The sequence below is a fragment of the Pseudomonas sp. Tul2A7 genome, assembly GCF_054790505.1.
The window spans coordinates 2,150,299-2,174,269 of record NZ_CP186499.1 but is presented as its reverse complement, the minus strand read 5'-3'; the positions used below and the strand labels follow the sequence as shown (position 1 = coordinate 2,174,269).

Annotated in this window: 23 protein-coding genes; 11 read left to right on the top strand and 12 right to left on the bottom strand. The window is 59.2% G+C overall.

From position 1 onward, the window contains the following. Position 1: 1 nt before the first annotated feature. On the bottom strand, positions 2–1,765 hold the full coding sequence (locus ACOYXJ_RS09715) for a cation:proton antiporter (protein ID WP_102902487.1): 1,764 nt from the start codon (positions 1,763–1,765) through the stop codon (positions 2–4). A gap of 279 nt (positions 1,766–2,044) precedes the next feature. Here ACOYXJ_RS09715 and ACOYXJ_RS09710 point away from each other — a divergent pair, with 279 nt between their 5' ends. Continuing rightward, a complete protein-coding gene (locus tag ACOYXJ_RS09710) occupies positions 2,045–2,527 on the top strand; it encodes an acyl-CoA thioesterase (RefSeq protein ID WP_460369198.1) in 483 nt (160 codons plus the stop codon). Positions 2,528–2,631: 104 nt separating this feature from the next. Here the strand turns inward: ACOYXJ_RS09710 and pdxY are convergent, their stop codons facing one another. Continuing rightward, positions 2,632–3,504, bottom strand: a complete 873-nt coding sequence (gene pdxY, locus ACOYXJ_RS09705) for a pyridoxal kinase PdxY (protein WP_007912061.1) — start codon at positions 3,502–3,504, stop codon at positions 2,632–2,634. Between the two features lie 117 nt (positions 3,505–3,621). Here pdxY and ACOYXJ_RS09700 point away from each other — a divergent pair, with 117 nt between their 5' ends. After that, positions 3,622–4,035, top strand: a complete 414-nt coding sequence (locus ACOYXJ_RS09700; RefSeq protein WP_007912059.1) for a DUF3301 domain-containing protein — start codon at positions 3,622–3,624, stop codon at positions 4,033–4,035. Between the two features lie 78 nt (positions 4,036–4,113). Here the strand turns inward: ACOYXJ_RS09700 and ACOYXJ_RS09695 are convergent, their stop codons facing one another. Further along, positions 4,114–5,079 carry a CobW family GTP-binding protein gene (locus ACOYXJ_RS09695; protein ID WP_460369196.1) on the bottom strand — a complete coding sequence of 322 codons (966 nt, stop codon included), beginning with the start codon at positions 5,077–5,079 and terminating at the stop codon, positions 4,114–4,116. Positions 5,080–5,108: 29 nt separating this feature from the next. On the opposite strand from ACOYXJ_RS09695, the gene ACOYXJ_RS09690 reads away from it, so the two are divergent. After that, positions 5,109–5,465, top strand: a complete 357-nt coding sequence (locus ACOYXJ_RS09690) for an NADH:ubiquinone oxidoreductase (protein ID WP_223026547.1) — start codon at positions 5,109–5,111, stop codon at positions 5,463–5,465. 4 nt (positions 5,466–5,469) lie between these two features. Here the strand turns inward: ACOYXJ_RS09690 and ACOYXJ_RS09685 are convergent, their stop codons facing one another. Both ACOYXJ_RS09685 and zigA read right to left on the bottom strand, forming a co-directional pair. Continuing rightward, positions 5,470–6,114, bottom strand: a complete 645-nt coding sequence (locus tag ACOYXJ_RS09685) for a DUF1826 domain-containing protein (RefSeq protein WP_460369194.1) — start codon at positions 6,112–6,114, stop codon at positions 5,470–5,472. Then, a complete protein-coding gene (gene zigA / locus ACOYXJ_RS09680; protein ID WP_095119733.1) occupies positions 6,114–7,319 on the bottom strand; it encodes a zinc metallochaperone GTPase ZigA in 1,206 nt (401 codons plus the stop codon). The genes ACOYXJ_RS09685 and zigA overlap by 1 nt, the downstream gene beginning before the upstream one ends. A gap of 221 nt (positions 7,320–7,540) precedes the next feature. Here zigA and ACOYXJ_RS09675 point away from each other — a divergent pair, with 221 nt between their 5' ends. After that, a complete protein-coding gene (locus ACOYXJ_RS09675; protein WP_460369192.1) occupies positions 7,541–7,918 on the top strand; it encodes a glutamine synthetase in 378 nt (125 codons plus the stop codon). Here ACOYXJ_RS09675 and ACOYXJ_RS09670 read toward each other — a convergent pair. Further along, positions 7,915–9,117, bottom strand: a complete 1,203-nt coding sequence (locus ACOYXJ_RS09670) for an N-acetylmuramoyl-L-alanine amidase (protein WP_460369190.1) — start codon at positions 9,115–9,117, stop codon at positions 7,915–7,917. The two genes, ACOYXJ_RS09675 and ACOYXJ_RS09670, sit on opposite strands and share 4 nt — an antisense overlap. An 84-nt stretch (positions 9,118–9,201) precedes the next feature. Between ACOYXJ_RS09670 and folE2 the strand changes: the two genes are divergently transcribed. Genes folE2 through ACOYXJ_RS09640 form a run of 6 tightly spaced genes read left to right on the top strand, consistent with a single transcriptional unit; the run spans position 9,202 to position 14,408 of the window. Continuing rightward, the gene (gene folE2, locus ACOYXJ_RS09665; protein WP_110718270.1) at positions 9,202–10,098 is read left to right on the top strand and encodes a GTP cyclohydrolase FolE2; all 897 of its coding nucleotides are present in this window, start codon (positions 9,202–9,204) and stop codon (positions 10,096–10,098) included. After that, the gene (locus ACOYXJ_RS09660; RefSeq protein WP_460369188.1) at positions 10,095–10,763 is read left to right on the top strand and encodes a metal ABC transporter ATP-binding protein; all 669 of its coding nucleotides are present in this window, start codon (positions 10,095–10,097) and stop codon (positions 10,761–10,763) included. The genes folE2 and ACOYXJ_RS09660 overlap by 4 nt, the downstream gene beginning before the upstream one ends. Then, positions 10,763–11,629, top strand: coding sequence for a metal ABC transporter permease (locus ACOYXJ_RS09655; RefSeq protein WP_095119729.1), 867 nt, complete (start codon positions 10,763–10,765; stop codon positions 11,627–11,629). Before ACOYXJ_RS09660 ends, ACOYXJ_RS09655 begins: the two co-directional genes overlap by 1 nt. Positions 11,630–11,640: 11 nt before the next feature. Next, the gene (locus ACOYXJ_RS09650) at positions 11,641–12,516 is read left to right on the top strand and encodes a metal ABC transporter substrate-binding protein (RefSeq protein WP_102902496.1); all 876 of its coding nucleotides are present in this window, start codon (positions 11,641–11,643) and stop codon (positions 12,514–12,516) included. Then, complete coding sequence (locus tag ACOYXJ_RS09645) at positions 12,513–13,073, top strand: gamma carbonic anhydrase family protein (RefSeq protein WP_102902497.1); 561 nt, start codon at positions 12,513–12,515, stop codon at positions 13,071–13,073. Before ACOYXJ_RS09650 ends, ACOYXJ_RS09645 begins: the two co-directional genes overlap by 4 nt. A gap of 3 nt (positions 13,074–13,076) precedes the next feature. Continuing rightward, entirely contained in the window at positions 13,077–14,408 is a 1,332-nt protein-coding gene (locus ACOYXJ_RS09640; protein WP_460369185.1) for a dihydroorotase, read from the top strand. Between the two features lie 113 nt (positions 14,409–14,521). Here ACOYXJ_RS09640 and ACOYXJ_RS09635 read toward each other — a convergent pair whose 3' ends face one another. Beyond that, positions 14,522–15,040 (bottom strand): DUF3617 domain-containing protein, encoded by a 519-nt coding sequence (locus tag ACOYXJ_RS09635; RefSeq protein WP_095119725.1) that lies wholly within the window; start codon positions 15,038–15,040, stop codon positions 14,522–14,524. A 131-nt stretch (positions 15,041–15,171) separates the two neighbouring features. Between ACOYXJ_RS09635 and cls the strand changes: the two genes are divergently transcribed. Continuing rightward, positions 15,172–16,611 carry a cardiolipin synthase gene (gene cls, locus ACOYXJ_RS09630; protein ID WP_460369183.1) on the top strand — a complete coding sequence of 480 codons (1,440 nt, stop codon included), beginning with the start codon at positions 15,172–15,174 and terminating at the stop codon, positions 16,609–16,611. Positions 16,612–16,659: 48 nt separating this feature from the next. Here cls and cfaB read toward each other — a convergent pair whose 3' ends face one another. The 5 genes from cfaB to hflK (ACOYXJ_RS09605) form a co-directional block, all read right to left on the bottom strand. Next, on the bottom strand, positions 16,660–17,847 hold the full coding sequence (gene cfaB / locus ACOYXJ_RS09625) for a C17 cyclopropane fatty acid synthase CfaB (RefSeq protein ID WP_095119723.1): 1,188 nt from the start codon (positions 17,845–17,847) through the stop codon (positions 16,660–16,662). Positions 17,848–18,014: 167 nt separating this feature from the next. Next, positions 18,015–19,922, bottom strand: a complete 1,908-nt coding sequence (locus ACOYXJ_RS09620) for a heavy metal translocating P-type ATPase (RefSeq protein WP_150793882.1) — start codon at positions 19,920–19,922, stop codon at positions 18,015–18,017. Next, positions 19,919–20,968 carry a protease modulator HflK gene (gene hflK, locus ACOYXJ_RS09615; protein ID WP_460369178.1) on the bottom strand — a complete coding sequence of 350 codons (1,050 nt, stop codon included), beginning with the start codon at positions 20,966–20,968 and terminating at the stop codon, positions 19,919–19,921. The genes ACOYXJ_RS09620 and hflK (ACOYXJ_RS09615) overlap by 4 nt, the downstream gene beginning before the upstream one ends. Further along, on the bottom strand, positions 20,965–22,005 hold the full coding sequence (gene hflC, locus ACOYXJ_RS09610; protein WP_460369176.1) for a protease modulator HflC: 1,041 nt from the start codon (positions 22,003–22,005) through the stop codon (positions 20,965–20,967). Before hflC ends, hflK (ACOYXJ_RS09615) begins: the two co-directional genes overlap by 4 nt. Continuing rightward, positions 22,002–23,966, bottom strand: a complete 1,965-nt coding sequence (gene hflK / locus ACOYXJ_RS09605; RefSeq protein ID WP_460369173.1) for a protease modulator HflK — start codon at positions 23,964–23,966, stop codon at positions 22,002–22,004. The genes hflC and hflK (ACOYXJ_RS09605) overlap by 4 nt, the downstream gene beginning before the upstream one ends. Positions 23,967–23,971: the final 5 nt, after the last annotated feature.

Below are 23,971 nucleotides of genomic sequence, written 5' to 3'. Positions count from 1 at the left end.
GTCAATGCCCCGACGACTCCTTGTGGTTGTCGAGGGTTTCCAGCAGCGCCACCTGCATCCGCGTGTGCACGCGGATGAACCAGCGCCAGAGCAACGCCGCCACGGCGGCAGCGACCACGGCGATCAGCACCAGCAACTTGTTGGTCGGCAAGATACTGGCCGACAAGGCTGCCAACAGCAGGAAAATCACCAGCAGCGAGAGAATCGGGATCACTTCGGAGATCACCCGGCGCACTCGCTGCGTGTGCCTCCCCGCCATCTCCGGCTTCACGCCCATCTCCGCCAGCAGCATCGACAGCGCCTTGAGCTTGCGATAGGCCGCGATCAAGAACGGCAGCGAGACCAGCAGCGCCCCACCCCAGATCAACGCCTTCTGCCAACTCGGGTCGGCAATCCAGTCCTGCAGCCAGGTCGAGAGACGTTCAGCAAAGAATGCCCCGCTAAAGAAGATCGCAATCACCAGTGCCAGATTGACCCCGACCTGCAGCAAGATCTTGCGGATAATCGAAGCCAGCATCGCACCCTCACCTTGCGGCTGAATGCTGCGCAACCATTCGCCGTACATGCCCAGCACTCGGCCAAGAGGCTTGGGCACCGCCGCCGACAACTTGATCGACAGCGGATCCGCCGCACGGATCAGATACGGCGTCAGCAGCGTGGTAATCACCGACACCGCCACGGCGACCGGATAAAGGAAGTTGCTGGTCACCTGCAAGGTCATCCCCAGCGCGGCAATGATGAAGGAAAATTCGCCAATCTGTGACAGCCCCATCCCCACGCGCAGCGAGGTGCGTCCGTCATTGCCGGCGATAAACGCCCCGAGGCCACAGGACAACATCTTGCCGAGGACAACGGCCACGGTGATCACCGCAATCGGCCACGCGTATTCGAGAAGAATCATCGGGTCGAGCATCAGGCCAATGGCAACGAAAAAGATCGCACTGAACAGATCACGGACCGGCTCGATCAACCGCTCGATTTTCAGCAACTGCCGCGACTCGGCCATGATCGCGCCGATCAGGAAGGCACCGAGGACCATGCTGTACTCAAGCTTGACCACCAGCAGACAGAAGCCGAAACACAGGCCTAGCACGGTGATCAGGAGCATCTCGTTGCTTTCGAATTTGGCCACATAAGCCAGCAGACGCGGCACCAGCAAAATGCCGATGACCAGCGCGACGATCATGAACAGCGACAGCTTGCCGACTGTGGAAAACACTTCGCCGGAGCTGACCGTGCCGCTGACAGCGATGCTGGATAGCAGCGCGATGATGCCGATGCCGAGGATGTCTTCGACGATCAGCACGCCGAAGATCAACTGCGCAAAGCGCTCGTTCTTCATCTTCAGATCATTGAGTGCCTTGACGATGATGGTGGTCGAGGAGATCGCCAGAATCGCGCCGAGGAACAGCGAGTCCATGGTGTTCCAGTCGAACCATTGGCCGATTTCGTAGCCGATCCAGATCATCAGGACGATCTCGAGGAACGCCGCAATAAACGCCGTGGCGCCGACCTTGAACAGCTTGCGCAGGCTGAACTCCAGTCCCAGGCAGAACATCAGGAAAATCACCCCGAGCTCGGCGAGGGTCTTGATGGTTTCTTCGTCGTGGATCAGGCCGAACGGCGGCGTATGCGGACCGATGATGAAACCGGCGACGATGTAGCCAAGCACTACCGGTTGTTTGAAACGGTGGAACAACACGGTCACCACACCTGCGACCAACATGATCACTGCCAGGTCCTGAATAAAACTGATGGCATGCATGGCGTGGGCTCCTTGAATGACGAGGCTCGCCGGCAGACGTCAGAAAAGTCTGGGCGAGCTAGGTAAAAATCCGCTTTTGGTGTGGGAATTGCCCTTGAGGCGGGCTTTTGCAGGGTAACACCGCGACTTCCGCCTGGAAGGCGGTGCAATATATGGAAACAGATCGATTCCGGCGTGACGGCGGCCAGTCGCCCGGCGTCCCGATAACGGTGCTTTTGAAAAGCGACCAGGCACCCGCAGAGGTGCTTCCAGCAACCAGCCTTGATCCGTGAGAACGTTATGGAACCCGGAAACGCCCAGCTGTCGATGACGGTACTGATGACCCCCGACATGGCCAACTTCTCTGGCAATGTCCACGGCGGCACCCTGCTCAAATACCTCGACGAAGTGGCCTACGCCTGCGCGAGCCGTTATGCCGGCCGCTACGTGGTGACGCTGTCGGTGGATCAGGTGATTTTCCGCGAGCCGATTCATGTCGGCGAACTGGTGACCTTCCTCGCGTCGGTCAACTACACCGGCAACACGTCGATGGAAGTCGGCATCAAAGTCGTCACCGAGAACATCCGCGAGCGTTCGGTGCGCCACACCAACAGCTGCTTCTTCACCATGGTTGCGGTGGATGACCTGCGCAAGCCGGCCGCCGTGCCGCCGCTGCAACCGCAGAACAGTGAAGACAAGCGTCGTTATATGCAGGCGCAGCAGCGTCGGCAGATTCGCCAGGAGCTGGAGAAGCGCTATCAGGAGATCAAGGGCGACGCCTGAGATTTGTAGCGTTAAGAAATCGCTATCGCAAGCAGGCTCACTCCTACATTGGAATGCGTTTCCCTGTAGGAGTGAGCCTGCTCGCGATTGGATTCAACGCGGTATTACAAGCTGATTGCAGTAGCCTCGAACTTCACCCGCGGATGTGCAATCCGATCCTGCGCCCGCACCAGTTGCAGTTCATAACTGGCGCACGCCTGAGTCTCCAGCAACACCTCATGCACCGCCGCCGCGGTGAATTCGAACGCCGCCACCAGACTGTCACCCAGCAGCACCCGCGCCAGGAACAGGCCAGACGTCAGATCGCCCACGCCCACTGGCTGACGCGGAAACGCCAGCAGCGGACGACGCAGATGCCAGCTGCCTTCGGCCGTCACCAGCAACATCTCGAAGCCATCGGCCGGTTTGCCCGGATAATCCAGATGCTTGACCAGCACCGCTTTCGGCCCACGCGCCAGCAACGCGCGCGCCATCGCCAGGCAATCAAACAAGGACTGCGGCTTGCGCCCGGAAAAGCTGTCCAGCTCCAACTGGTTCGGGCACATGATGTCCGCCACGGCCGCCGCCTCTTCCAGTAGGAAGTCGCTGACCTCGGTCGGCACGCTGCAACCCTTCTCCGGATGACCCATTACCGGATCACACAGATACAACGCCTTTGGATTGACCGACTTGATGCGCTCGACGCCGCTGAGAATCGCCCGGCCCTGCGCCGCGCTGCCAAGGTATCCGGACAGCACCGCATCGCAGTTACCCAGCTCGCCAATCGCGGCGATGCCTTCGACCAGTTCGGGAATCTGCTGCGGCGCCAGCACTTCGCCGGCCCATTGGCCGTACTGGGTGTGGTTGGAAAACTGCACGGTGTTGAGCGGCCAGACATTGACCCCGACCCGCTGCATCGGAAAAACCGCGGCGCTGTTGCCGGCGTGGCCGAACACCACGTGGGACTGAATGGCGAGCAGATGAGGCGTACGTTTCATTCGGGTCATTCCGTAAAACGATTGAAATTCAAGCCGCGCAGTATGCGACGAAACGCAGCCTGTACGACAGACCGGCGACGCAGTTAAGCTGACGCTATCTTTTGGAGTTCGATGTTGATGCTGACCCTGGAAAACATCTTCGTGCTGATACTGTTCGCCGCTGCCGGCGCGTGGCTATGGCACAACCACGGCTTGCGCGAACGCGCGCTGGAGCGGGTCAAACAGCATTGCCTGAACGTGCGGGTCGAGTTGCTCGACGGCAACGTTGCCTTGAAGAAGATCGGTTTCATCAAGGACGCCAACGGTCGCCGCCGACTGGCGCGGGTGTACAACTTTGAGTTCACCGTAACCGGCGAAAGCCGCCATAACGGCACCATCACCCAGTTTGGCGCGCACAGTGCGCAGATCGAACTGGCGCCCTACCCGGCACCGTTCGACGACACGCCGCCGGTGGTTGAGGTGCACAAGCCGCGCGCCGAAGTCATCGAGTTGAGCCAGTGGCGCCAGGAACACACCAAGTGGAAGCCTTAAAAATCAAAAGATCGCAGCCTTCGGCAGCTCCTACAGGGAATCCCATGTAGGAGCTGCCGAAGGCTGCGATCTTTTGATCTAACTTTCCCGACACCCCGACAAACCCTGCTGCAGCTCATCAATGTTTTGCGGATCGACGAAGATCAGCTCAATCCGCGAATCCTTTCGCCACTCACTGACCTGCCAAATCAACTCGGCATTATCCAAAGCATTCGCAGACACCCAACCCTCCGAGCTGTGGATAACCAGTTTCGCCCGCTGCCAATTGAGGCGTGCGAGCCAGTCAGCGATGCGCCGCTTGTCGAACGTCTGTCCCGGATGCCAACGCCAACCAATGCTCCAACCGCCCTCCTGCGCCTGACTCAGGCAAATCGGCAGCGTCGGATCAGTCCAGACGGCCGGCATTTGTCCTGATGCCTTGGGCACGGCCAGGTTATCCACACCGTTGAGCGCTTTTGCGGCCAGCCCCGGCAGTTCGCTCAGGCTCAATTGCGCCTCTCGAGTCCAGACCAACGGCACTGCCGGCAACTGGCTGGCGATGTTTTCCCTGGCCCTGTCATCAAGGTTTTCAGCCTTGTTCAACAACAGCAGGCCGGCGGTTGCCAAGGCTTCCCGTTGCGCTGCCGGCAAGGCTTTCCCCGCGTCAAGCGCTTGAGCATCCAGCACCAGCACACACGGCTGCACCGCCAGTACACCCAACCACGGTGCCTCATTCAATTGCTTGAGCAACTGCGCTGGATGCCCCAGCCCGGACGGTTCGATGAATAGCCGATCCGGCCGCGCCTTGCGCAACAGCCGCCCAAGACCAATCTGAAAAGGCGCGCCATTGACACAGCACAAGCAGCCACCGGCCACTTCGCCCAGTGCGATACCATCGGCGTCACTCGTCAGCAATGCGGCATCGAGGCCGATCTGGCCGAACTCGTTGATCAGCACCGCCCAGCGCTCGCCAGACGGCCGCTGAGCCATCAGTTGACGAATCAGGCTGGTCTTGCCGGCGCCCAAAGGGCCAGCAATGACATGGGTAGGAATGTTCTGCAACATGGTCGGGAGCTTTTTTGGGAGATTCAAAGATGCGTTGGATGGGATGGTCGTTGCTGTTGACGCTGCTGTCGAGTGAAGCGTGGGCTCAGGCCTGCGTGGTGCACAGTCAGGGTGAGCGGCTCGACGTCAAAGTCTGTCAGCAGAACCGCAACATTCCGGAAAAACTGTTCAATGACGGTTTCTGCCAGCCAACGCTGGCCGGACAGAAAGTCGAAGTACAGTACGTCGATCAATGCCCGAGCGGTGCGTTTGGTGTGTGCAGCAACGCGCAGGTCGCCAATATGCCTTATCGCCAGGACATCCACTATTACGGCATCGCCACCGATGCCGCGTATCTGAAGCCGTACTGCGAAGGCCAAAGCCAGGGTTCTTGGCTCAAGCCTTGAGGCATCAGCCGAGCCAGTCGAGGGTCAGTATCAGACGACGCTCGCCCGCGCCCGGTTGCGGCGAGCGATGGATCAAGCCAAAGCCTTCATTGCCGTGCCATTTCTCGCCTTTCAACAGCCCGACGTCACCACTGGTGAGTTGCTGGATTTGCACTTGGGGTTCGGCGTTGGCCTGTCCCAGCTGACTGCGATCCATCGCGCCTTCCTTGAGCCATTGGCTGCCGACGCCGGCGTAGGTGGTGATCAGCCGTACGGGCACGTGATCGACGTGGAAACGCGGGCACATGGCTCTATCGAGTACCCGCAGGCGCAGGCCAATGCGCTTGGCTCCCAGCAAACAGGCGAAAGCGCTCACCAGCCATTTCAGATCGGCGATAAAGCCTTCATAGCCTTCCAGATCACGAAAGCCTGATGCCAGCCCGGTGAGATCAGGCTCGGCGTCCTCGCTCGCCAGCTCCAGACACAACGATTCCGCCAACGGTTCGTTGCGCGACAGCAATAACTGAGCGAAATCACTGATGTGCAACGGCAGTTGCCGCTGCCAGACGGCGAGATTGGTGTCGTCATCAAGAATTCGCGTCAGCGTCCCTGGCGTCGGGCCTTGATGCTGATGACGCGTGCGGTTTTGCATGAGTTTGAGTGCAAGCATCAGGCAGCCTCTTCATGCCAAGGGCCGAACGGATCCGCCAGCAATCGCCAGCCTTCTACGCCGAGGGCCATTTCTTCATCGGTCAGCAGGCAGCCGTCCAATTCGTCGGAGAGCTGTAGGAAATCGATGTTCTGACCGATGAAAACCAGCTCCTGACGACAGTCGCCTACGCTCGGCGTCCAGTTTTCCATGATCGCGGCGGTACTTTCCTGATCCTGTGGCCATTGGTTTTTCGGCACAAAACGCCACCAGCGCCCGGCGAAACCATGACGCATCAGCCCGCCGGCCTGCGACCAGCTGCCAGCGTCTGTGGGTTTGCTCGCCAGCCAGAAGAATCCTTTGGAGCGCAGCAATTTTCCGTTCAGCCACGGGCGGTCGATGAAGTGGTAGAAGCGCTCCGGGTGAAACGGGCGGCGTGCGCGGTAAGCCGTGGAGGCAATGCCGTACTCGTCGGTTTCTGGCACGTGCTCACCGCGCAACTCTTGCAGCCAGCCCGGTGCCTGGGCGGCTTTGTCGAAGTCAAATCGACCCGTGTTGAGGATCTTCTCCAACGGCACTTCGCCCATCACCATTGGAATGATTTCAGCTTGGGCGTTGAGGCGTTTGAGGATGGCAATCAACTCTTCGCGCTCGTGCTGGCTGATCAGGTCGATCTTGCTGATCAACAGCACGTCGGCGAACTCGATCTGCTCGATCAACAGGTCGGTGATGGAGCGTTCGTCTTCTTCGCCGAGGATTTCGCCACGCGAAGCTAGGCTTTCTGCCGCCTGGTAGTCCGGCAGGAAATTCACACCGTCGACTACAGTGACCATGGTGTCGAGACGGGCGATGTCCGAGAGGCTTTGGCCGTGTTCATCGCGAAAAGTGAAGGTTTCTGCGACCGGCAGCGGCTCGGAGATGCCGGTGGATTCGATCAGCAAATAATCGAAGCGCCCTTCCCGGGCGAGCTTGCTGACTTCTTCAAGCAGGTCTTCGCGTAACGTACAGCAGATACAGCCGTTACTCATTTCGACTATTTTTTCTTCTGCACGATTCAGGCTGACATCACGCTGGACTTCGCTGCCATCAATATTGATCTCGCTCATATCATTGACGATGACAGCAACACGCAAACCCTTGCGATTACGTAGTACGTAATTCAAAAGTGTACTTTTTCCGGCACCAAGAAATCCTGAAAGTACGGTAACGGGCAATTCGGCTGACATTGGATAATCCTCTTTAAATGGCAGCCGATTAGCGCTTTGCTGGCGCTTGGCGTTTTTGTGCTTCATGCGAAGGTTTTCGCTCAAAGTAAACGCTTGAAATCGGCCTGCTCATGCTTGGTTATCTTTTATGTTATAGTATAACAATATGAATAAACCAGCCCTTCTCTTGTCTTGAGCGATAAACCGCAGGAAGCTGAGCCGATACCACTCCGGAATTCGCAATGAAAACTGCGCTGAAATACTCGTTGTTGAGCCTTGGATTGTTAATGATCGGCAATGCATCGGCTCAGTTACCGGCACTTGCAACCTGTACACGCAGCGCAAATCTGTTGGCCTGCGCCGATGCCGACGGCAACGCCTATAGCGTCAACACCGTCGGCGACACGCTTTATCTGCGTGGGTTTGAAAAAACTGGCCGGCGTTATTGGGCGCAAACCAATAGCCGTTTCGGTCAGCTGACGTTCTTTACTGGCGTCGCCTCTGACGGCGAAGCCTGGGTGGGTTACACACGACGTGTCGGCTGGACGACGATCAACCGGTTCTCCAGTTCGGGCGGTAGCAGCGCGAAATTCACCTGCAGCCGGATCACCGGCTGTTAGACCTGGTCCTCTTGCTGCGCCTGCTGCCAGGCCAAGTAACTGTCGACGGGAGGATTCTTTTCAAAGTAGCGCTGCAATCCTTTAAACAAACCGTCTGCTACGGCTTGCTGATGCCGAGCGGTGACCAATCGCTGGCTGTCCCGCGCATTGGAAATAAAGCCGGTTTCCACCAGGATTGAAGGCACGTCCGGCGATTTCAGTACTGCGAATCCGGCCTGTTCCACGCGCTTCTGGTGCAGAGTCGTAATGTCGGCAAGGCTGCCCAGCACCGTACTGCCAAGCTGCAAACTGGCGGCAATCGTTGCATTCATCGACATGTCGAGAATCACCCCAGCGAGCATCGGATCCTTATCTTTCAAGTTGAGCAGACTCGTTGCGCCGAGCAGGTCGGCGCCGTTCTCCCGCTGCGCCATGAAGCGCGCAGTCGCCGACGTTGCGCCACCCTCAGAAAGGCAATACACCGATGCGCCAGAAGCCGTCAGACGCGGCGCTGCATCGGCATGCACCGAGATAAAAATGTCGGCCTTGTGCTGACGGGCGATCGCCACGCGCTTGCGCAATGGAACGAAAAAGTCGTCATTGCGTACCAGCTTTACGTCAAAGCCCTTCTCCTTTTTCAGGCGCTTGGCGAGTAGCTGAGCAATGGAAAGCACCACATCTTTTTCCCGCTCACCTTTCGCACCCACCGCACCGGGATCCTTTCCACCATGCCCTGGATCGACGACTACGATGATGTCGCGCTTCGGATGAGCGCTGGTCTGCGGTGTTTCACGTGGAACCTTTGGAGCTATTTGTATCGGGTTTGCGCTGACCAAATCCAATACCAAGCGATGACTTTGTCCGTCTTGCGGCGCCAAAAGAAAGCTGTTCAGTAATACCGGGCTGCTCAGATCTAGAACAATCCGCGTATCACCCTGACCCAATGGCCCGGATCGGATCGCGCGTATCACTGTGTCGTTGAGCGCCAACTGGCTGAAATCTCCACCCAAGCTTGCCCCACTCACATCAATGATTAGTCGTTCAGGCGCACTGAGCGTGAAGGTCTTGTAGCTGACCGGCCCACTCAAATCGAACACCAACCGCACTTTGTCCTCAGATCGCCAAAGTCGTGCCTGACGAATTTGCGTAGCAGACACACTGAAGGGCAAAGCAAAAGCGGCGCTGGCCAAAATCAGATTGAGCACTTGACGTCTGTGCATATGAAAACCTGTTCATGAAAAAGACATCGTGATTTGAATTGTTATAATGTAACATCGATTTGAATCACCATGATGGTCCCGAACATGAATTCGCTTTCACTCCCGGATATCGCCGCGCAGACCGCTCGCCAAGCTTTGCCACTCGAATGGGTGGGCATGCAGGGCATCGCGCTACCTGTTTTTTTGGAAGGCCAACACCTGAATGCCAAGGCTGACGCTGGAGTGAGCCTTGATGATGGCGAGGCGCGCGGCATTCATATGTCTCGGCTGTATTTGGCCCTGGAGACACTTGAACAGGAACGCCTGACACCTACTCTCCTGCACCAGTTACTCAAGCGTTTTCTGGAAAGCCACCAAGGGCTGTCCAACTGTGCGTACGTGAATATTCACTGCGACTTACTGCTGAAGCGCCCTGCGCTGATCAGCCCATTGGCCGGCTGGAAATCCTATCCAGCAACTATTTCGGCAAGCCTGAAAAATCAAATGTTCCACGTGGAACTCAAAATTGACGTGCATTACTCTTCGACCTGCCCTTGCTCAGCGGCGCTGGCGCGGCAGTTAATCCAGCAACAATTTATCGACGACTTCGCCAACAAAGGCCTTCAGCACGCAGACGTTTTGGCATGGCTAGGTTCGACTCAAGGCATCGTCGCCACGCCTCACAGCCAACGCAGCACTGCGCAATTGCATCTACACCTCGACGAATTCATCGATGAGTTCCCATTGAGCGTGATCATCAATGACGCCGAAGCGGCCCTTGGCACCGCCGTACAAACCGCCGTAAAACGTGCGGACGAACAAGCCTTCGCCCTCGCCAACGGCCAAAACCTGATGTTCTGTGAAGATGCCGCACGCCGTCTGAATCTGGCACTGCGTCGCACACCGGGAGTCAACGCATTCCAGCTGCGAGTGATTCACGCTGAAAGCCTGCACGCCCACGACGCCGTCGCCGAAAGCCACTGGCAGCGTGAACAGGCATGATTCGCTGCCAATCGCTGAGTTGGGGCGCACCGGGCCAACCACTGACGACCCCGCTGAGTCTTGAGTTCGACAGTGGCAGCCTGACCGCCATCATCGGTGCCAATGGCTGTGGCAAGAGCAGCCTGCTGAAAGTCATCGCCGGATTGCAGAAACCTTTGGCAGGTAACGTTGCCCTCAGTGTTCCACGTCAAAGCGGGTTGTCATTCCTGCCCCAGCAACAGCATCTCGACCGACAATTCCCCATCAGCCTGGAAGAGTTGATCAGCGCCGGTTTCTGGGGCCGACGGCTTTCAACACAATTGCGCGCACAACGTCTGAAAGACGCACTGGAAAACTGGCATCTCAGCGGGCTTGAACAGAGTCCCCTCATAGCCCTGTCCGGCGGCGAACTGCAACGTGCCCTCCTCGCCCGACTGAGTCTGACCGACGCTGCGGTGCTGTTGCTCGACGAACCCCACGCCGCACTCGATGAGCTCGGCCAACAACTGCTCTGGCAGCACATCCATACTTGGCATCGCGAAGGTCGAACACTGGTCGTCGTGTGCCACGACCTCGCCGCCGTACGCCAGCACATCCCGCAAACCTTGCTGATCAAAAACCGCGAATGCGTGTTCGGAGCCAGCAACGAATTGATCCGGCAAACCCCTCACACGCAGGTGGCCTGATGCTCGCCGTCGCCCATTTCTGGCAACCATTCAATGAGTTCGTGTTCATGCGCCGCGCCCTGCTCGGCGGACTGGTCTTGGCGTGCAGCACGGCACCACTCGGCGTGTTTTTGATCCTGCGACGGATGAGCCTGATCGGTGACGCTGTTGCCCACGGCATCCTCCCCGGCGCTGCATTGGGTTTCTGGTTCGCCGGTCTGAGTCTGCCAGCACTGACGCTCGGTGGTCTTGGGGCCGGCCTGAGCATGGCCGGCCTCGCCGCATGGATCACCCGTCGCACGGGCCTGCGTGAAGACGCCAGCCTCGCCGCGATCTATCCCATTTCCCTCGCCAGCGGCGTACTGATTCTCGGCATCGCCGGCAAACGCCTCGATCTGTTGCACCTGCTGTTCGGCTCAGCACTGGCCGTCGACGGGCCGACCCTCAACGGCATGTTATGGGTCTCGGCATTCAGCCTGATCGCCATGGCGCTGATCTACAAACCGCTGTTGCTCGACACCCTCGATCCACTGTTCTTGAGAACGGTCAGCCGCCTCGGTCCACTCGCTCACGGCGTGTTCCTGACGCTGGTGGTGCTCAATCTGGTGATCGGTTTCCAGGCCATCGGCGCACTGATGGTGGTTGGACTGATGATGCTTCCCGCCGCCGCTTCGCGATTCTGGAGCCGCCGACTGCCGATCCTGATCGTTATCGCAGCAGTCATCGGGTGTCTCTCGGTCTGGATCGGCTTGCTCTTGTCGTTCTACTACTCGCTGCCAAGCGGCCCGGCCATCGTGCTGGTCGCAGGCCTTGGCTATCTGTTGTCCGTGGTGTTCGGGCCGGTACACGGTCTGTTACGCCGCCCACCGTTGCTCACATCCCAATGAGGTGTTTCCCGATGCGCGCTCTACTCGTGCTGTTCAGCCTGATGCTGTCGATGTCCTTGTCGGCGGCAGAAAAATTGCCGGTGGTGACCAGCTTCAGCATTCTCGCCGACATGGTTCATCAGGTCGGCGGCGAGCATATCCAGATCACCAACATGGTCGGTCCGGACGCCGACGCACACACTTACGAACCGACGCCAGACGATGCCAAAGCCCTGCTCAAGGCAAAACTGGTCATCAAGAATGGCCTGGGATTCGAACCCTGGCTGGATCGACTGGTCACCAGCACCGACACCAAAGCCACCGTCATCAGTGCCAGCCACGGCGTGATTCCACGCTCACTGGATGAAGACGGCGAGACCGTTCCCGACCCGCATGCCTGGCACAACCTGGCGAACGCTGAGTTGTACGTTGCCAATATCACCAACGCACTGATCGCTGCGGATCCGGCGAACAAAGCCGACTACGAACGCAACAGTAAAACCTACCTGAAGCAGATCTACGCGCTGCTGGCTGAAGCCAAGGTCAAACTCGGTTCGCTGCCGCCGGGCAATCGCAAGATCGTCACCAGCCACGACGCCTTCGGGTATCTCGGTCAGGCGTACGGCATTGATTTCATGGCGCCACAGGGTTTGTCCACGGAGCGTGAACCCTCGGCCGCCGAAGTCGCCGCGCTGATCACCCAGATTCGCCAGGCCAAAGTCAAAGCGGTGTTCATGGAAAACATCAAGGACGCACGCTTGCTCAAGCAGATCGCTGACGAAAGCGGCGCGCACATCGGTGGCACGTTGTACTCCGACGCCCTCGCCGCGAAGGGTCCGGCAAGTACCTTCACCGGTCTGTTCGAATACAACCTCAACACTCTTTACGACGCGCTGGGCCGACCATGATCCGCAAGAATCCATCCGGTGATTTACCGCAAATTGCTGAGTCAGCCTACGTCGACAAGACCGCAATCATCTGCGGCAAAGTGGTGATCGGCGAGAACGTGTTCGTCGGTCCCTACGCGGTGATCCGCGCCGACGAAGTGGACGCCTCGGGCGAGATGGAGCCGATCACCATCGGCGCCAATTCAAATATTCAGGATGGCGTGGTGATCCACTCCAAATCTGGCGCGGCAGTCACCATCGGCGAGTTCAGTTCCATCGCCCACCGTTCGATCGTGCATGGCCCCTGCGTGGTTGGCGATCGGGTGTTTATCGGTTTCAACAGCGTCCTGTTCAACTGTGTCGTCGGTAACGGCTGCGTGGTGCGGCACAACTCGGTGGTCGACGGCCGCGATTTACCCGAGGCGTTCTACGTGCCCTCCACTACCCGCATCGGACCGAACACCGACCTCTCGCAATTTCCGCCGGTGAGCGTCAGTGCCTCGGAGTTTTCCGAAGACGTGGCGCGCACCAACGTCGATCTGGTGCGCGGCTACAAAGCCTTGCAGAACGAGTTTTGAACCATGAGCAGCGTGCTGATTCGCAACGCCAGACTGGTTAACGAGGGTCGCGAGTTCGAAGGTGAGGTGTTGGTCAGCAACGGGCGAATCGTCAAGATCGCCCGTAGCATCGACGGCGAAAACGCGGCGGTAGAAATCGACGCCAATGGCCAATGGCTGCTGCCGGGCATGATCGATGACCAGGTACATTTCCGCGAACCGGGTGCGCCGGCCAAGGGCAGCATACATACCGAATCGCGTGCGGCCGTCGCCGGCGGCATCACCAGTTTCATGGACATGCCCAATACAAACCCGGCCACCCTCACCCTCGAAGCACTGGCGGATAAAAAACGTCGAGCAGCGATCAGTTCGGTGGCCAATTATGGTTTTCACTTTGGCGTGAGCCGGGACAACCTTGCCACGGTCGCCGCGCTCAATCCTTGTGAAGTTGCCGGCGTCAAAGTGTTCATGGGCGCGTCCACCGGCAACATGTTGGTGGATGATCCGCAAATTCTTGAGCGGCTGTTCTCAGAGGTGCCGACAATTCTGTTGGCCCACTGCGAACACACGCCGAGTATCGACGCCAATGCAGCCAACTTGCATGAACTGTTCGGCGAGCGAATTCCACCCGGCGCTCACCCACTGATACGCAATGCCGAGGCGTGCTATCGCTCTTCTTCATTGGCGGTGCAACTGGCGAAAAGTCACGGCACGCGCTTGCACGTTTTGCACCTGACCACCGCGCGAGAACTGGCGTTGTTCGAGGACAAACCGCTGGCGCAAAAACGCATCACTGCCGAAGTATGCCTGCACCATTTGTTATTCGATGATCGCGACTACCCAAGCCTCGGCAACCTGATCAAATGCAATCCGGCGATCAAGACCCAGGCGGATCGCGATGCGTTGCGCGCGGCCCTGAGCAGCAATCTGCTGGACGTGATTGGCAGTGACCATGCACCGCATACCTGGGAAGAAAAGCAGCGAGCTTATGCGCAGGCGCCTTCTGGATTACCGCTGGTACAGCACGCGTTGCCGGCACTGATGGAGTTGGTTGCGGACGATGTATTGCCAATCACCACGTTGGTAGCGAAAACCAGCCACAGAGTCGCGGATCTGTTTGCGATTCCCGATCGTGGGTATTTACGTGAAGGCTACTGGGCGGATCTGGTGTTGGTTGAACGGCAAACACTGGAGGTCGATCGGCAACCCATTCTGTCGCAGTGCGGGTGGACGCCGTTTGCCGGACGCAGCTTTCGGCATCGGGTGAATACGACGATTGTTTCGGGGCAGATTGCCTGGCGGGAGGGACGGGTGAACGAGGGGTGTCGGGGGTTGGCGCTACGATTTATGCGTTGATTCAAAAAACCTGTAGGAGCTGACGAGTGAAACGAGGCTGCGATCTTTTGATCTCGTTTTTGACAATCAAGATCAAAAGATCGCAGCGTGCCGCAGCTCCTACAGGGATCGCATTAAGCGCGGGGTTTCACAGCGCCGCAATCCTGGCCTAACCAAACCGCACGAGTCTCAAGGCTGCCCTTCTGGTTGATCCCGATCGCATTGAACGTGCCGTTGGCCACGGTAGTGAACTCACGATCACTGAGGAACGTCGCCACCCCGGTGCCCTGCGCTTTCGGGCAACTGAAACGGAATTTCCATTGGTTGCCGCTGCGCTCGGTGATCTGCTGTTTGCAACCCGATTGCGGGTCGGCCAGCGGAATATCGTTGGTCGCCACTTGCTGCGGCGTCAGACACGCGCGAATACCCTTGCCGCCGATATTGATCCCGTTCTTTTCCAGCGCTGCGCGCTGTTGCGGGGTCATCTGGCCTTGCAGCTGGCCAAGGATCGATTGCACATCCATTGGCTGATCATCGACCTTGACGTTACTCGATGTCATTTCCCACAGCCCCGGCTGCAGCATCTGCGCCTGCGCAACCACCGGCAATGCCAAACCCAGGCCCAGCGCCAAACCCAGCAGACGAACGTTCATCGAAAAACTCCTGATCAGTTGTGGCCGTTAGACGTCGGCCGATTGCTTCGGTTCATGCCCCAATTAAATAGCGACATTCGCGGCAGAACATGGTCTGTTAAGCATTGAATCTTCCGGAGCAAGGCTGCCCCATGGATTATTTTGGACCGCACATTTTCGGTTATCTGATCGCCCTGATACACACCCTCGGCATGATCGCCGCCATCCATGCGGTGCTTACCGTGCGCACGGCCCAAGGCTCGATCGCCTGGGCATTGTCGCTGATCTTCATTCCCTACCTCACGCTTATTCCGTACCTGGTGTTCGGCCGCAGCACCTTTGATGGATACATCAAGGCGCGGCGCCAGGCGAATGAACAAATGCGTCAGGCCATCTCCGAATTGAACTGGCGTCCGTGGGTGGAAGAGGCACTGACTGCGCGCGCCTCGAATGCCTACGCCTCGTTACGCGCCATGCCCAAGCTCGGCCGCATGCCGTGCCTGGCGAACAATCAAGTGCAACTGTTGATAAACGGTGCGGCCACTTTCGACGCGATCTTCCAGGCTATCGATCAAGCGGAAGAAGCGGTGCTGATCCAGTTTTTCATCATTCACGATGATCGGCTCGGCCAGCGCCTGCGCGATCTGTTACTGAGGAAAGCCGCCGAAGGCGTGTCTATTCACCTGCTCTACGACGGCATCGGCAGCCACGCCCTGCCCCACAGTTATGTGCAGGCATTGCGCGATGGCGGCGTCGAGGTCAAAGCATTCGCCACACGCAGCGGCTGGCTCAATCGCTTTCAGGTCAACTTCCGTAACCACCGCAAGATCGTCGTGGTCGATGGCGTGGTCGGCTTTGTCGGCGGACATAACGTCGGCGATGAATACATGGGCGAAAAACCACCACTGGCACCTTGGCGCGATACCCATGTGAAGGTACGTGGCCCGGTCGTCGCGTGTATGCAGGAATCCTTTGCCGAAGACTGGTTCTGGGCCGCGCGCACCCTGCCGCCACTGATCCTGCCGGATGAATACCCGGATGACGGCGTGCTCTGCCAATTGCTCGCCAGCGGCCCGGCGGATGCCTACGAAACCTGCTCGCTGTTCTTTGTCGAAGCGATTCACGCGGCGACCGAGCGAGTGTGGATCACCAGCCCGTATTTCATCCCTGATGAAGCTGTGTTCGCTGCATTGCGGTTGGCCGTGTTGCGTGGGGTCGATGTTCGATTGCTACTGCCGTCGCGTCCCGATCACCGCATCGTCTACGCCGCTTCCAGCCTTTACGCATTTGAAGCCGTGCGCGCCGGCGTGCGGGTATTCCGCTACGAACCCGGTTTCCTGCATCAGAAAGTGGTGTTGATCGACAGCGAGATCAGCGCCATCGGCAGCGCCAATCTGGACAACCGCTCATTCCGGCTGAATTTCGAAGTGATGCTGCTGACCGTCGACAGTGACTTCGCCGCCAGTGTGGAAAACATGCTCAAAGAGGATTTCGAGCAAGCCTATGAAATCGCCAAGGAAGAAAGCCGGGAGATCCACCGCCTGCAACAGGTCGGCATGCGGATCGCCCGGCTGATTTCGCCGATTCTCTAAAAACCCTTCACCCTGACCATCGGCCAAGGGAGAGAGGATTGTTCAGTGTTAAGGGTTATAGATGTCGTCGCGAGTCCACGGCAGTTCATGGCTGCCATCCGGGTGGGCCTTTACCGCGAGGATCTGATGCAGATTGATCCAGCCACGCGCGAACGCATAGGCGCAGCCGGCCAAGTACAAACGCCAGATGCGCAGCGCTTGATCCGGTACCAGTTTGCCGGCGGCTTCGAGATTGTCCTCCAGCCGCTCGCTCCAGTGATCCAGCGTGCGCGCGTAATGCAGCCGCAGGCTTTCGACGTCGACAATCTCAAGGCCCGCTTCGCTGATCTCGGCCGAGATCATCGCCAGATGCGGTAACTCACCGTTGGGGAATACGTATTTCTCGATGAATTCCCCGGCACCGCGCCCCACCGGACGACCATCAGTGTGTTTGGCGGTGATGCCATGATTCATCACCAGACCGCCCTCCTTGACCGCGCCGAACAGGGTTTTGCAGTACTCGGCGAGATTGGCGTGGCCGACGTGTTCGAACATGCCGACGCTGACGACCTTGTCGAAACGCCCGTCCTGGGGCAAATCACGGTAGTCGAGCAACTGCAGTTCGATCTGGTCTTCCAGGCCTTCGGCTTCAACCCGCTCGCGTGCCAGTTCAAGCTGTTCCTTGCTCAGGGTGATGCCGAAGACCTTGGCGCCGAACTCGCGAGCGGCATACCGTGCCAGCCCACCCCAACCGCACCCGACATCCAGCAGATAGTCACCCGGCTGCAATCGCAGCTTGCGGCACAGATGACGGAATTTGGCTTGTTGCGCTTGCTCAAGCGTTTCGCTACCCGTTTCGAAATACGCGCAGGAATACGCCATGTCGCTGTCCAGCCAGAGCTGGTAGAACGCGTTGGACAGGTCGTAGTGGTAGGAAATGGCCTTGGCGTCAGTTTCCTTGTCGTGCACCGAACGCACGGGGTTACTGTCTTCATCTTCACCGAGCAAGGCATTGCTCAATTCGTCGCAGACCCGGATGACTTCGCTGATCGAGCCCTCCAGTTCGAGTTTGCCTTCAACGAATGCCGCTCCGAGCGCATCAAGGCTAGGATGGGTGAACTGAGTGACCATCTGCGGGTCCTTGACCACGATGGTGACGCTGGGCGCAGGCCCTAGATTGAACTCATGACCGTCCCAGAGCCGCAGTCGAAGCGGTAGCTGCAGATTCTGTAAGGCCGGTGGAAGTTGCGCGAGCATGGAAAATCCCCCTTGTTTCAGACGTCTGATCTGAGGGTAGACCATCCTTGAAAAATAGCAGGCTATCGATTTGATAGCCGCCGACTATGAACCTGCAAGGCTGTTTGATCCGTTTTCAACGCGCCTGATCTGAGGACATACAACGCGGCTCGCAGTTCAAAAAACGATCAATTCTGCTCTTTCATCTTTAGCAGAGGCTCCTGAAAACGCAACAAACGACCGGCATTACCCAGCACCAGCAACGTGCTGAGGTTGTGCAGCAGCGCGGCGATCATGGCCCCGGCAGCGCCGAGCCAACCGAAGGCGGCGAACACGACGATGGCCAGCGTCCAGCCCAGCCCGATGATCACGTTGACCTGCAACGTCCTGCGGCACTGTCGACTGAGTCGTACGCAGGTGCCGAGCCGACGCAGATCGCTGCCAATCAAGACGATGTCCGCCGAGGCCAGCGCGATATCCGCTCCGCCCGCCCCCATCGCCACACCGACCACGCCAGCCTTAAGCGCGAGGGAGTCATTGATGCCGTCACCGACCACCATCGGCCGGAAGCCATTGTCGATTTCCTTGAGTACGCGATTGAGTTTGTCTTCGGGCAAGGCCTGGGCCTGGACTTCGTGCAAACCGACATCACGCGCCAGGGTCTGAGCCACGCTCTGACGATCCCCGGTCAGCAGCAGTTGCCGACCAAGGCCCAGTTCACGCAATTCGCCGAGGGCAAAGCGGGCTTCCGGCTTAACCGTGTCGGCCAGCAATAACCAGGCGAGGAATTCACCGTTCAGGGCCAGTCCGGCGATCGGTCCATCATGCTCAGGGACCGCGGTGGTTGCGATCCCCAACTGCGCGAACAATTCCGGTCGACCGAGTGCCGCTTCGCCCTGCTCCGTCATGGCCACCACGCCGAGTCCCTGGCGTTCATGAATATCAGTCAGCGGCACACATTCTTCCTGACCGACCAACCCCGCAAGCGCACGACTGACCGGGTGACTGCTTGCCGCGCCGAGGCTGGCGGCGAGCGCCATGACCGTGGAGGACTCTGTGCGCGGGCTGTTGATCGACTGCAAGCGGAGGGTGCCGTAAGTCAGGGTTCCAGTCTTGTCGACAACCAGTGAAGTGAGGTCGGCCAGCTCTTCAAGGAACGCCGAACTGCGGATCAGAATGCCGTGACGTGCAGCCACCGCGACACCGGCAATCGCCGTGGCCGGAGCCGACAGCACCAACGCACACGGACAAGCGGCGACCAATACCGCAAGCATCGCTTGCGCATCGTGAGTGATAAACCAGGTCACCGCCGCCAGTAGCAACACCAGTACCATGTAGCTGCCGGCGTAACGTTCGAGCAAGCGCGTGATTGGCGGTTTCGAGCGCTCGGCGTTCTGCATCAACGCAATGACCTTGCCCAACGTCGACTCGCCACCGGTGCGCGTTACTTCAATCCGCAACAAACCGTCGAGGTTGATCGCGCCGCCGAACACCGACAGGCCGACACCCGCCTCGACCGGTACCGATTCACCGGTAATCGAAGCGGTGTCGAGACTGGCCTGACCGGACAACACTCGACCATCGGCGGGAATCCGATCACCGGCGCGCACTTCAACGGTGTCGCCGGCCTTCAACGTGCCGTTGTCCACTTCGATGATCGAGCCATCTGCTTGAACCTTGCGCGCATGGCTGCGGGTCAGTTGACCGAGGGCGTGGATCGCTTCCTGCGAACCAATGACACTGCGCTCTTCCAACACATGACCAAAGATCATGATGATCGGCAGCAACGCCGCCGTCAGCAGATCTCCGGTCGCCCAGGCGCCGAGCATCGCCAGGGCGATCAGTTGATCGGTGATGCCGTGCAGGCTCGGATAGCGCAGGCTGAACCACGCCGAACGCATCACCGGCACGCCCACCAATAAAGATGCAAACCCAAGCAGCAACTGACTGACACCGGTTTGCTCGGGCATCTGCCAGCGCCAGATCAGACCCAGACCCAACAGGCCCAGCGCAAGCATGGCCAAGGTGAGTTGCCGTGCAGCGCGGCGTTGTTCGGCCGAAGACAACAGGCTCGGTGCGGCGGTCGTCGCAGTCATTTACTGGCTCCCTGAATGATCAGGCGGGAATCGTCTTTCGGGTCGACCGTGGTCACCGATCCGGCCTGGCCGAGAATTTTCGGCATGCGTTCGCGGTAAATGCGCAGGAGCATTTGCGGGTCGGTGGCGCTGGCCAGACTCGATACTGTGGCGGTGTCAGCAGAGGCTTTGGCCAAACGCTCACCGGCCTGCGCATGGGCGACTTGTAGCGTGCGATCGGCTTGTTCGTTGGCGCTCTGGGTGAGTTTCTCGGCGTCGGTACGTGCATTGGCCACGGCTTTGTCGGCCTGCTGACTGGCCGTCAATACTGCGTTAAAAGCACTGACCGCCGGATCGGGCAGACTCGATTGCACATCGACGCGCGCCACTTCGATGCCGATGCCCTGCCCGCTCGCCTTCAACTCGGCCAAGCGTTTGTTGATGCCTTGCACCAGATCACCGCGCAGTCTTTCACGGCGTTCGGCCGCTTGATTGTCAGTGCCGATCAACTCCGGACGAGCGACGAGAATCGTGTCCAGATCCCGAGCGGCAGTCAACGCCACGGCGCTGCGGGTGACCAATCGATCCAAGGCTGGCAGCACATGATCGGCCTGCAACACGAAGTCGTAAGGGTCGCTGACTTTGTAAAACACCCGCACATCGAGCTGCACTACACCGGCATCGCCGGTCAATAAATAACCAGATCCAGCCAACGCATCGCTCAGCGGTACGGCGAACGAAGCGACACGATCGCCCTTCAGTGCTTCATCGCTGCGCAACAGGTTTTCCACTCGACGTTCAATGATCCGATCCGCTGCCGGCAGCAAAATCACCTGTTCGAACGGCTGTGGCCAGGCCAATAACAGACCGGCATTCTGGATGCGATCAAGTGCGCCGAAATGCAAAACCACCGCACGACTCTGCGGGTCGATCTGCCGCACATTAGAAAATGCCCACGCCAGCGCGGCCAATATTGTCACCGCATACAGGGCGAAAAACGCCAAACGCCCAGCCTGAATCCATGGACTGTTCAGCGAATGTGTTCCACGTGGAACTTCTTCACTCATGGCTGCGATCCGGATTTACTGTCGAGTGTTGGCGGGCCGTCGACCAGCACGCGGAATGGCGCCGCGTCAGTGCGCAAGATCAGTTTGGTGTCTGGCGTGACGATGGTGCCGAGGGTGTCCAGTGAGCGCAGCAAATTGTAGAGCTGTGGTGAACTGGCGTAAGCGCGGCCATAAATCTGCGCCGCTTCGACGCGAGACTGCGCTTCGATTTCTGCTGCCTTTACCGTGGCATCCGCTTGAACAATCCGCGCATCGCGTTCGGCAGCGGAACGGATTTGCGCGGCTTCACGTTTGCCGATCGCCGTGCGTTCAGTGGCGATGGTTTCCCGCTCGGCGCGCATGCGATCGACGGTGGCGGTAAGTGTCACCGACGGCAAGGTCAAACGTTCAATGCCGACTTGCACCACCCGCACGCCATAGGTCGCGAGCAATTGCTGATCGATCTGCTGACGCAACTGCGCTTCGAAATCGGCGATGCGTACCTGATTGGCATCGGTGTTTACCAGATTCGCCAGATCGAAGCTGCTCGCGGTGGTTTCCAGCGCCGAGCCGACGAAGGTGCGAATCTGCCGCGCCGCTTCATCCGGTTGATTCTGCACCGCACGCATAAAGCGCTGCACATTGTCCGGATCACCCTGTACCTGCCACGCCACATAGGCCTGAACAATGATGCGCAAACCGTCCCGCGTGCCGACATCCTGCAAGCCACTGGAGGTCGTCCGCAAACGTAAGTCCACCGGAATCGCCGCCTCGAACGGCGCCGGCCAGCGCCAGCTCAAACCTGGGTCGAGCAGCACCCGCGATGGATTTCCGAAACGGGTAATGACCGTGGCTTCGCCGGAGCGCACTTGCACCAGGCTCGCCGCCGCAATGGCAAACGCCACCAACAAGGCTGCCCAGCCCATCCGGCGCCACGGAAAAGGCCCGGCCTCTTCCGGCGCACCGTGGTGGTGATGGCCATGATGATGGTGATGCCCGCCGTGACCGTGAGCGTGGCCGCTGTGGTCATGATGATCGTGTGTGTGCGACTGGCTCAATGGGCGACTCCTGGTTGAGCGGTGGTGCGCGCGGGCGTCGGGTCAGCCGGCAGCGAGAACGTACGCAGGTCGATGGTCGGGGCATTGCTGCTGCCACCCAGACGATGATCGAGTATCAGTAATTTGGCTTTGCTCAGGCCTTGGCTGAGCTGGCCGAGGTATTGCTCGAGCACAAAGGCCTGACCAGCGCTGGCGAAGGCTTTTTGCTCGGCACGGAATCTCAGATCCACCGCCTGCGCCGTAGCGCTGGTTTCCCGCGCATTGGCGCTGGCCTGGTCGCGAGCAAGACTGGCCTGCAACTGCGCCTGATTGCTCGCTTCAGCTGCCGTGCCACGCTCGCGGGAGATCAAAGCCTGCGCACCAATCTGCGCCGCTTGCACGCTGTGATAGGCATTGGCGGCACCGGCCGGCGGGTGAATGGCTTCAACGACCGTGGCGAGAATTTCCACACCGCTGTCGAGTTTTTGCAGATCGCTTTGCACCGCGCGACCGATCTCCTCGCCCAGCCCGACACGGTCTTGACCGAGCAAACCGTCGAGCGTGCGTGAAGCAAAGTCGTGCACCAGAATCCGGCTGGCGGTGCTGCGGATCAACGTTGGGACATCGGCACTGTTGTAGGTCGCGGCCAGCGCAGCCTGATCAGTCAGGCCAATGCGATAGACGAAGCGCACGTCCATGTTGACGATCTGGAAGCTCTGTTGCTCGCCACGACTGCTGGCGATGACTTGCGACTTGTCGTTGACATGACTGGCGTCCCACAAACGGTTGGCGGTAATGGGCGCCGGGCCTTCAGCTGGGTCGGCTTGCAGCGGTGCAGGGTTCTCGCCGACGCTGGTGGCCAACTCATGAACCACGCCGTTTTCAACGATCAACACCCGCCCCAACGGCCACGGCAGACCCGTGTGCAATCCCGGGCCGAACACCTGCACCGGTTTGCCAAAACGCTCATAAATACCACGACCCTGTAACGGGATTTCATGGATTCCAGTGAGTAACCAACCCACTGCTGCAACCAATGCCAGCACCGGCAGAAACGCCCGGCGCATGTAACTGAATGCCCAGATCTGGCGCAGATCGATGCCGAAGCGGTTGTGCAATTCATGCTGCAAGGCGAGTAACGGCTGCGGAGGCCAACGCAGCATGTCGGCGACAAAACTGCGCGCCAACAACGTCGGTTCAAGCCGCTCACGGCGAGGGCTGAATATCGAGAGAACGGCGCGCACTAGCAGCTCGATCGCGACCAGTCCCGGCAAGATGCCGATCAACACGGCAACGCGCGCCGGCCACACGGCATTCTCGCCGGCAAACAGCAAACACAACGCGCCCAGCACCAGACTGATGATCGCCACGCGCGTCAGTTGTGCCAATGCCCCTGCTTCGGGCCATTGCGCTGGATGTTCCTGGGCCAGTTGCCGCTCCAGTACCAGCAAGCCGAATGCCAGCAACAGCGCCAACGCAGCCCCCACCGTGGCAGATAACCCCATGGCAGCGGCCGGCAACGCGAGGTTCCACACTGAATCGATGCTCAGCACCACCAGCAGCGCCCAGCCCGACAGCCACAGCGTCGCCGCACCGATCTGGTTGAGCAGATGCAGAGTGCCTTGGCTCAAGCGCTCCAACAGCCGCTCGTACCAGCCCTGCGGTTCGGATTGTTCCTCCTCAGCAAGCGGCACCAGCACAACAGCAGGATTGATCACCTGCGCGCGCCATTGCGTCACCCACCACGCCGATTGCAGCCCTGCGACCAGCACCAGCAACCCCGCACTCTGGTTGACCAGCAGCGGCAGCCACAAGGACTGCGGGGCAAACAGCCCGATAAAGAACGCCAGCACCCACCCTGCCCCGGCCAATCCGCCCAGGCCGATCGCCCAGCGGCGCAGGCGTCGGCTTTGCACGGCTGCCTGCTGAAAGCGCGGCAGTCCGGTCACTTGCGTGCCTTCTACGTCCAGATCGACTTGCATATCAC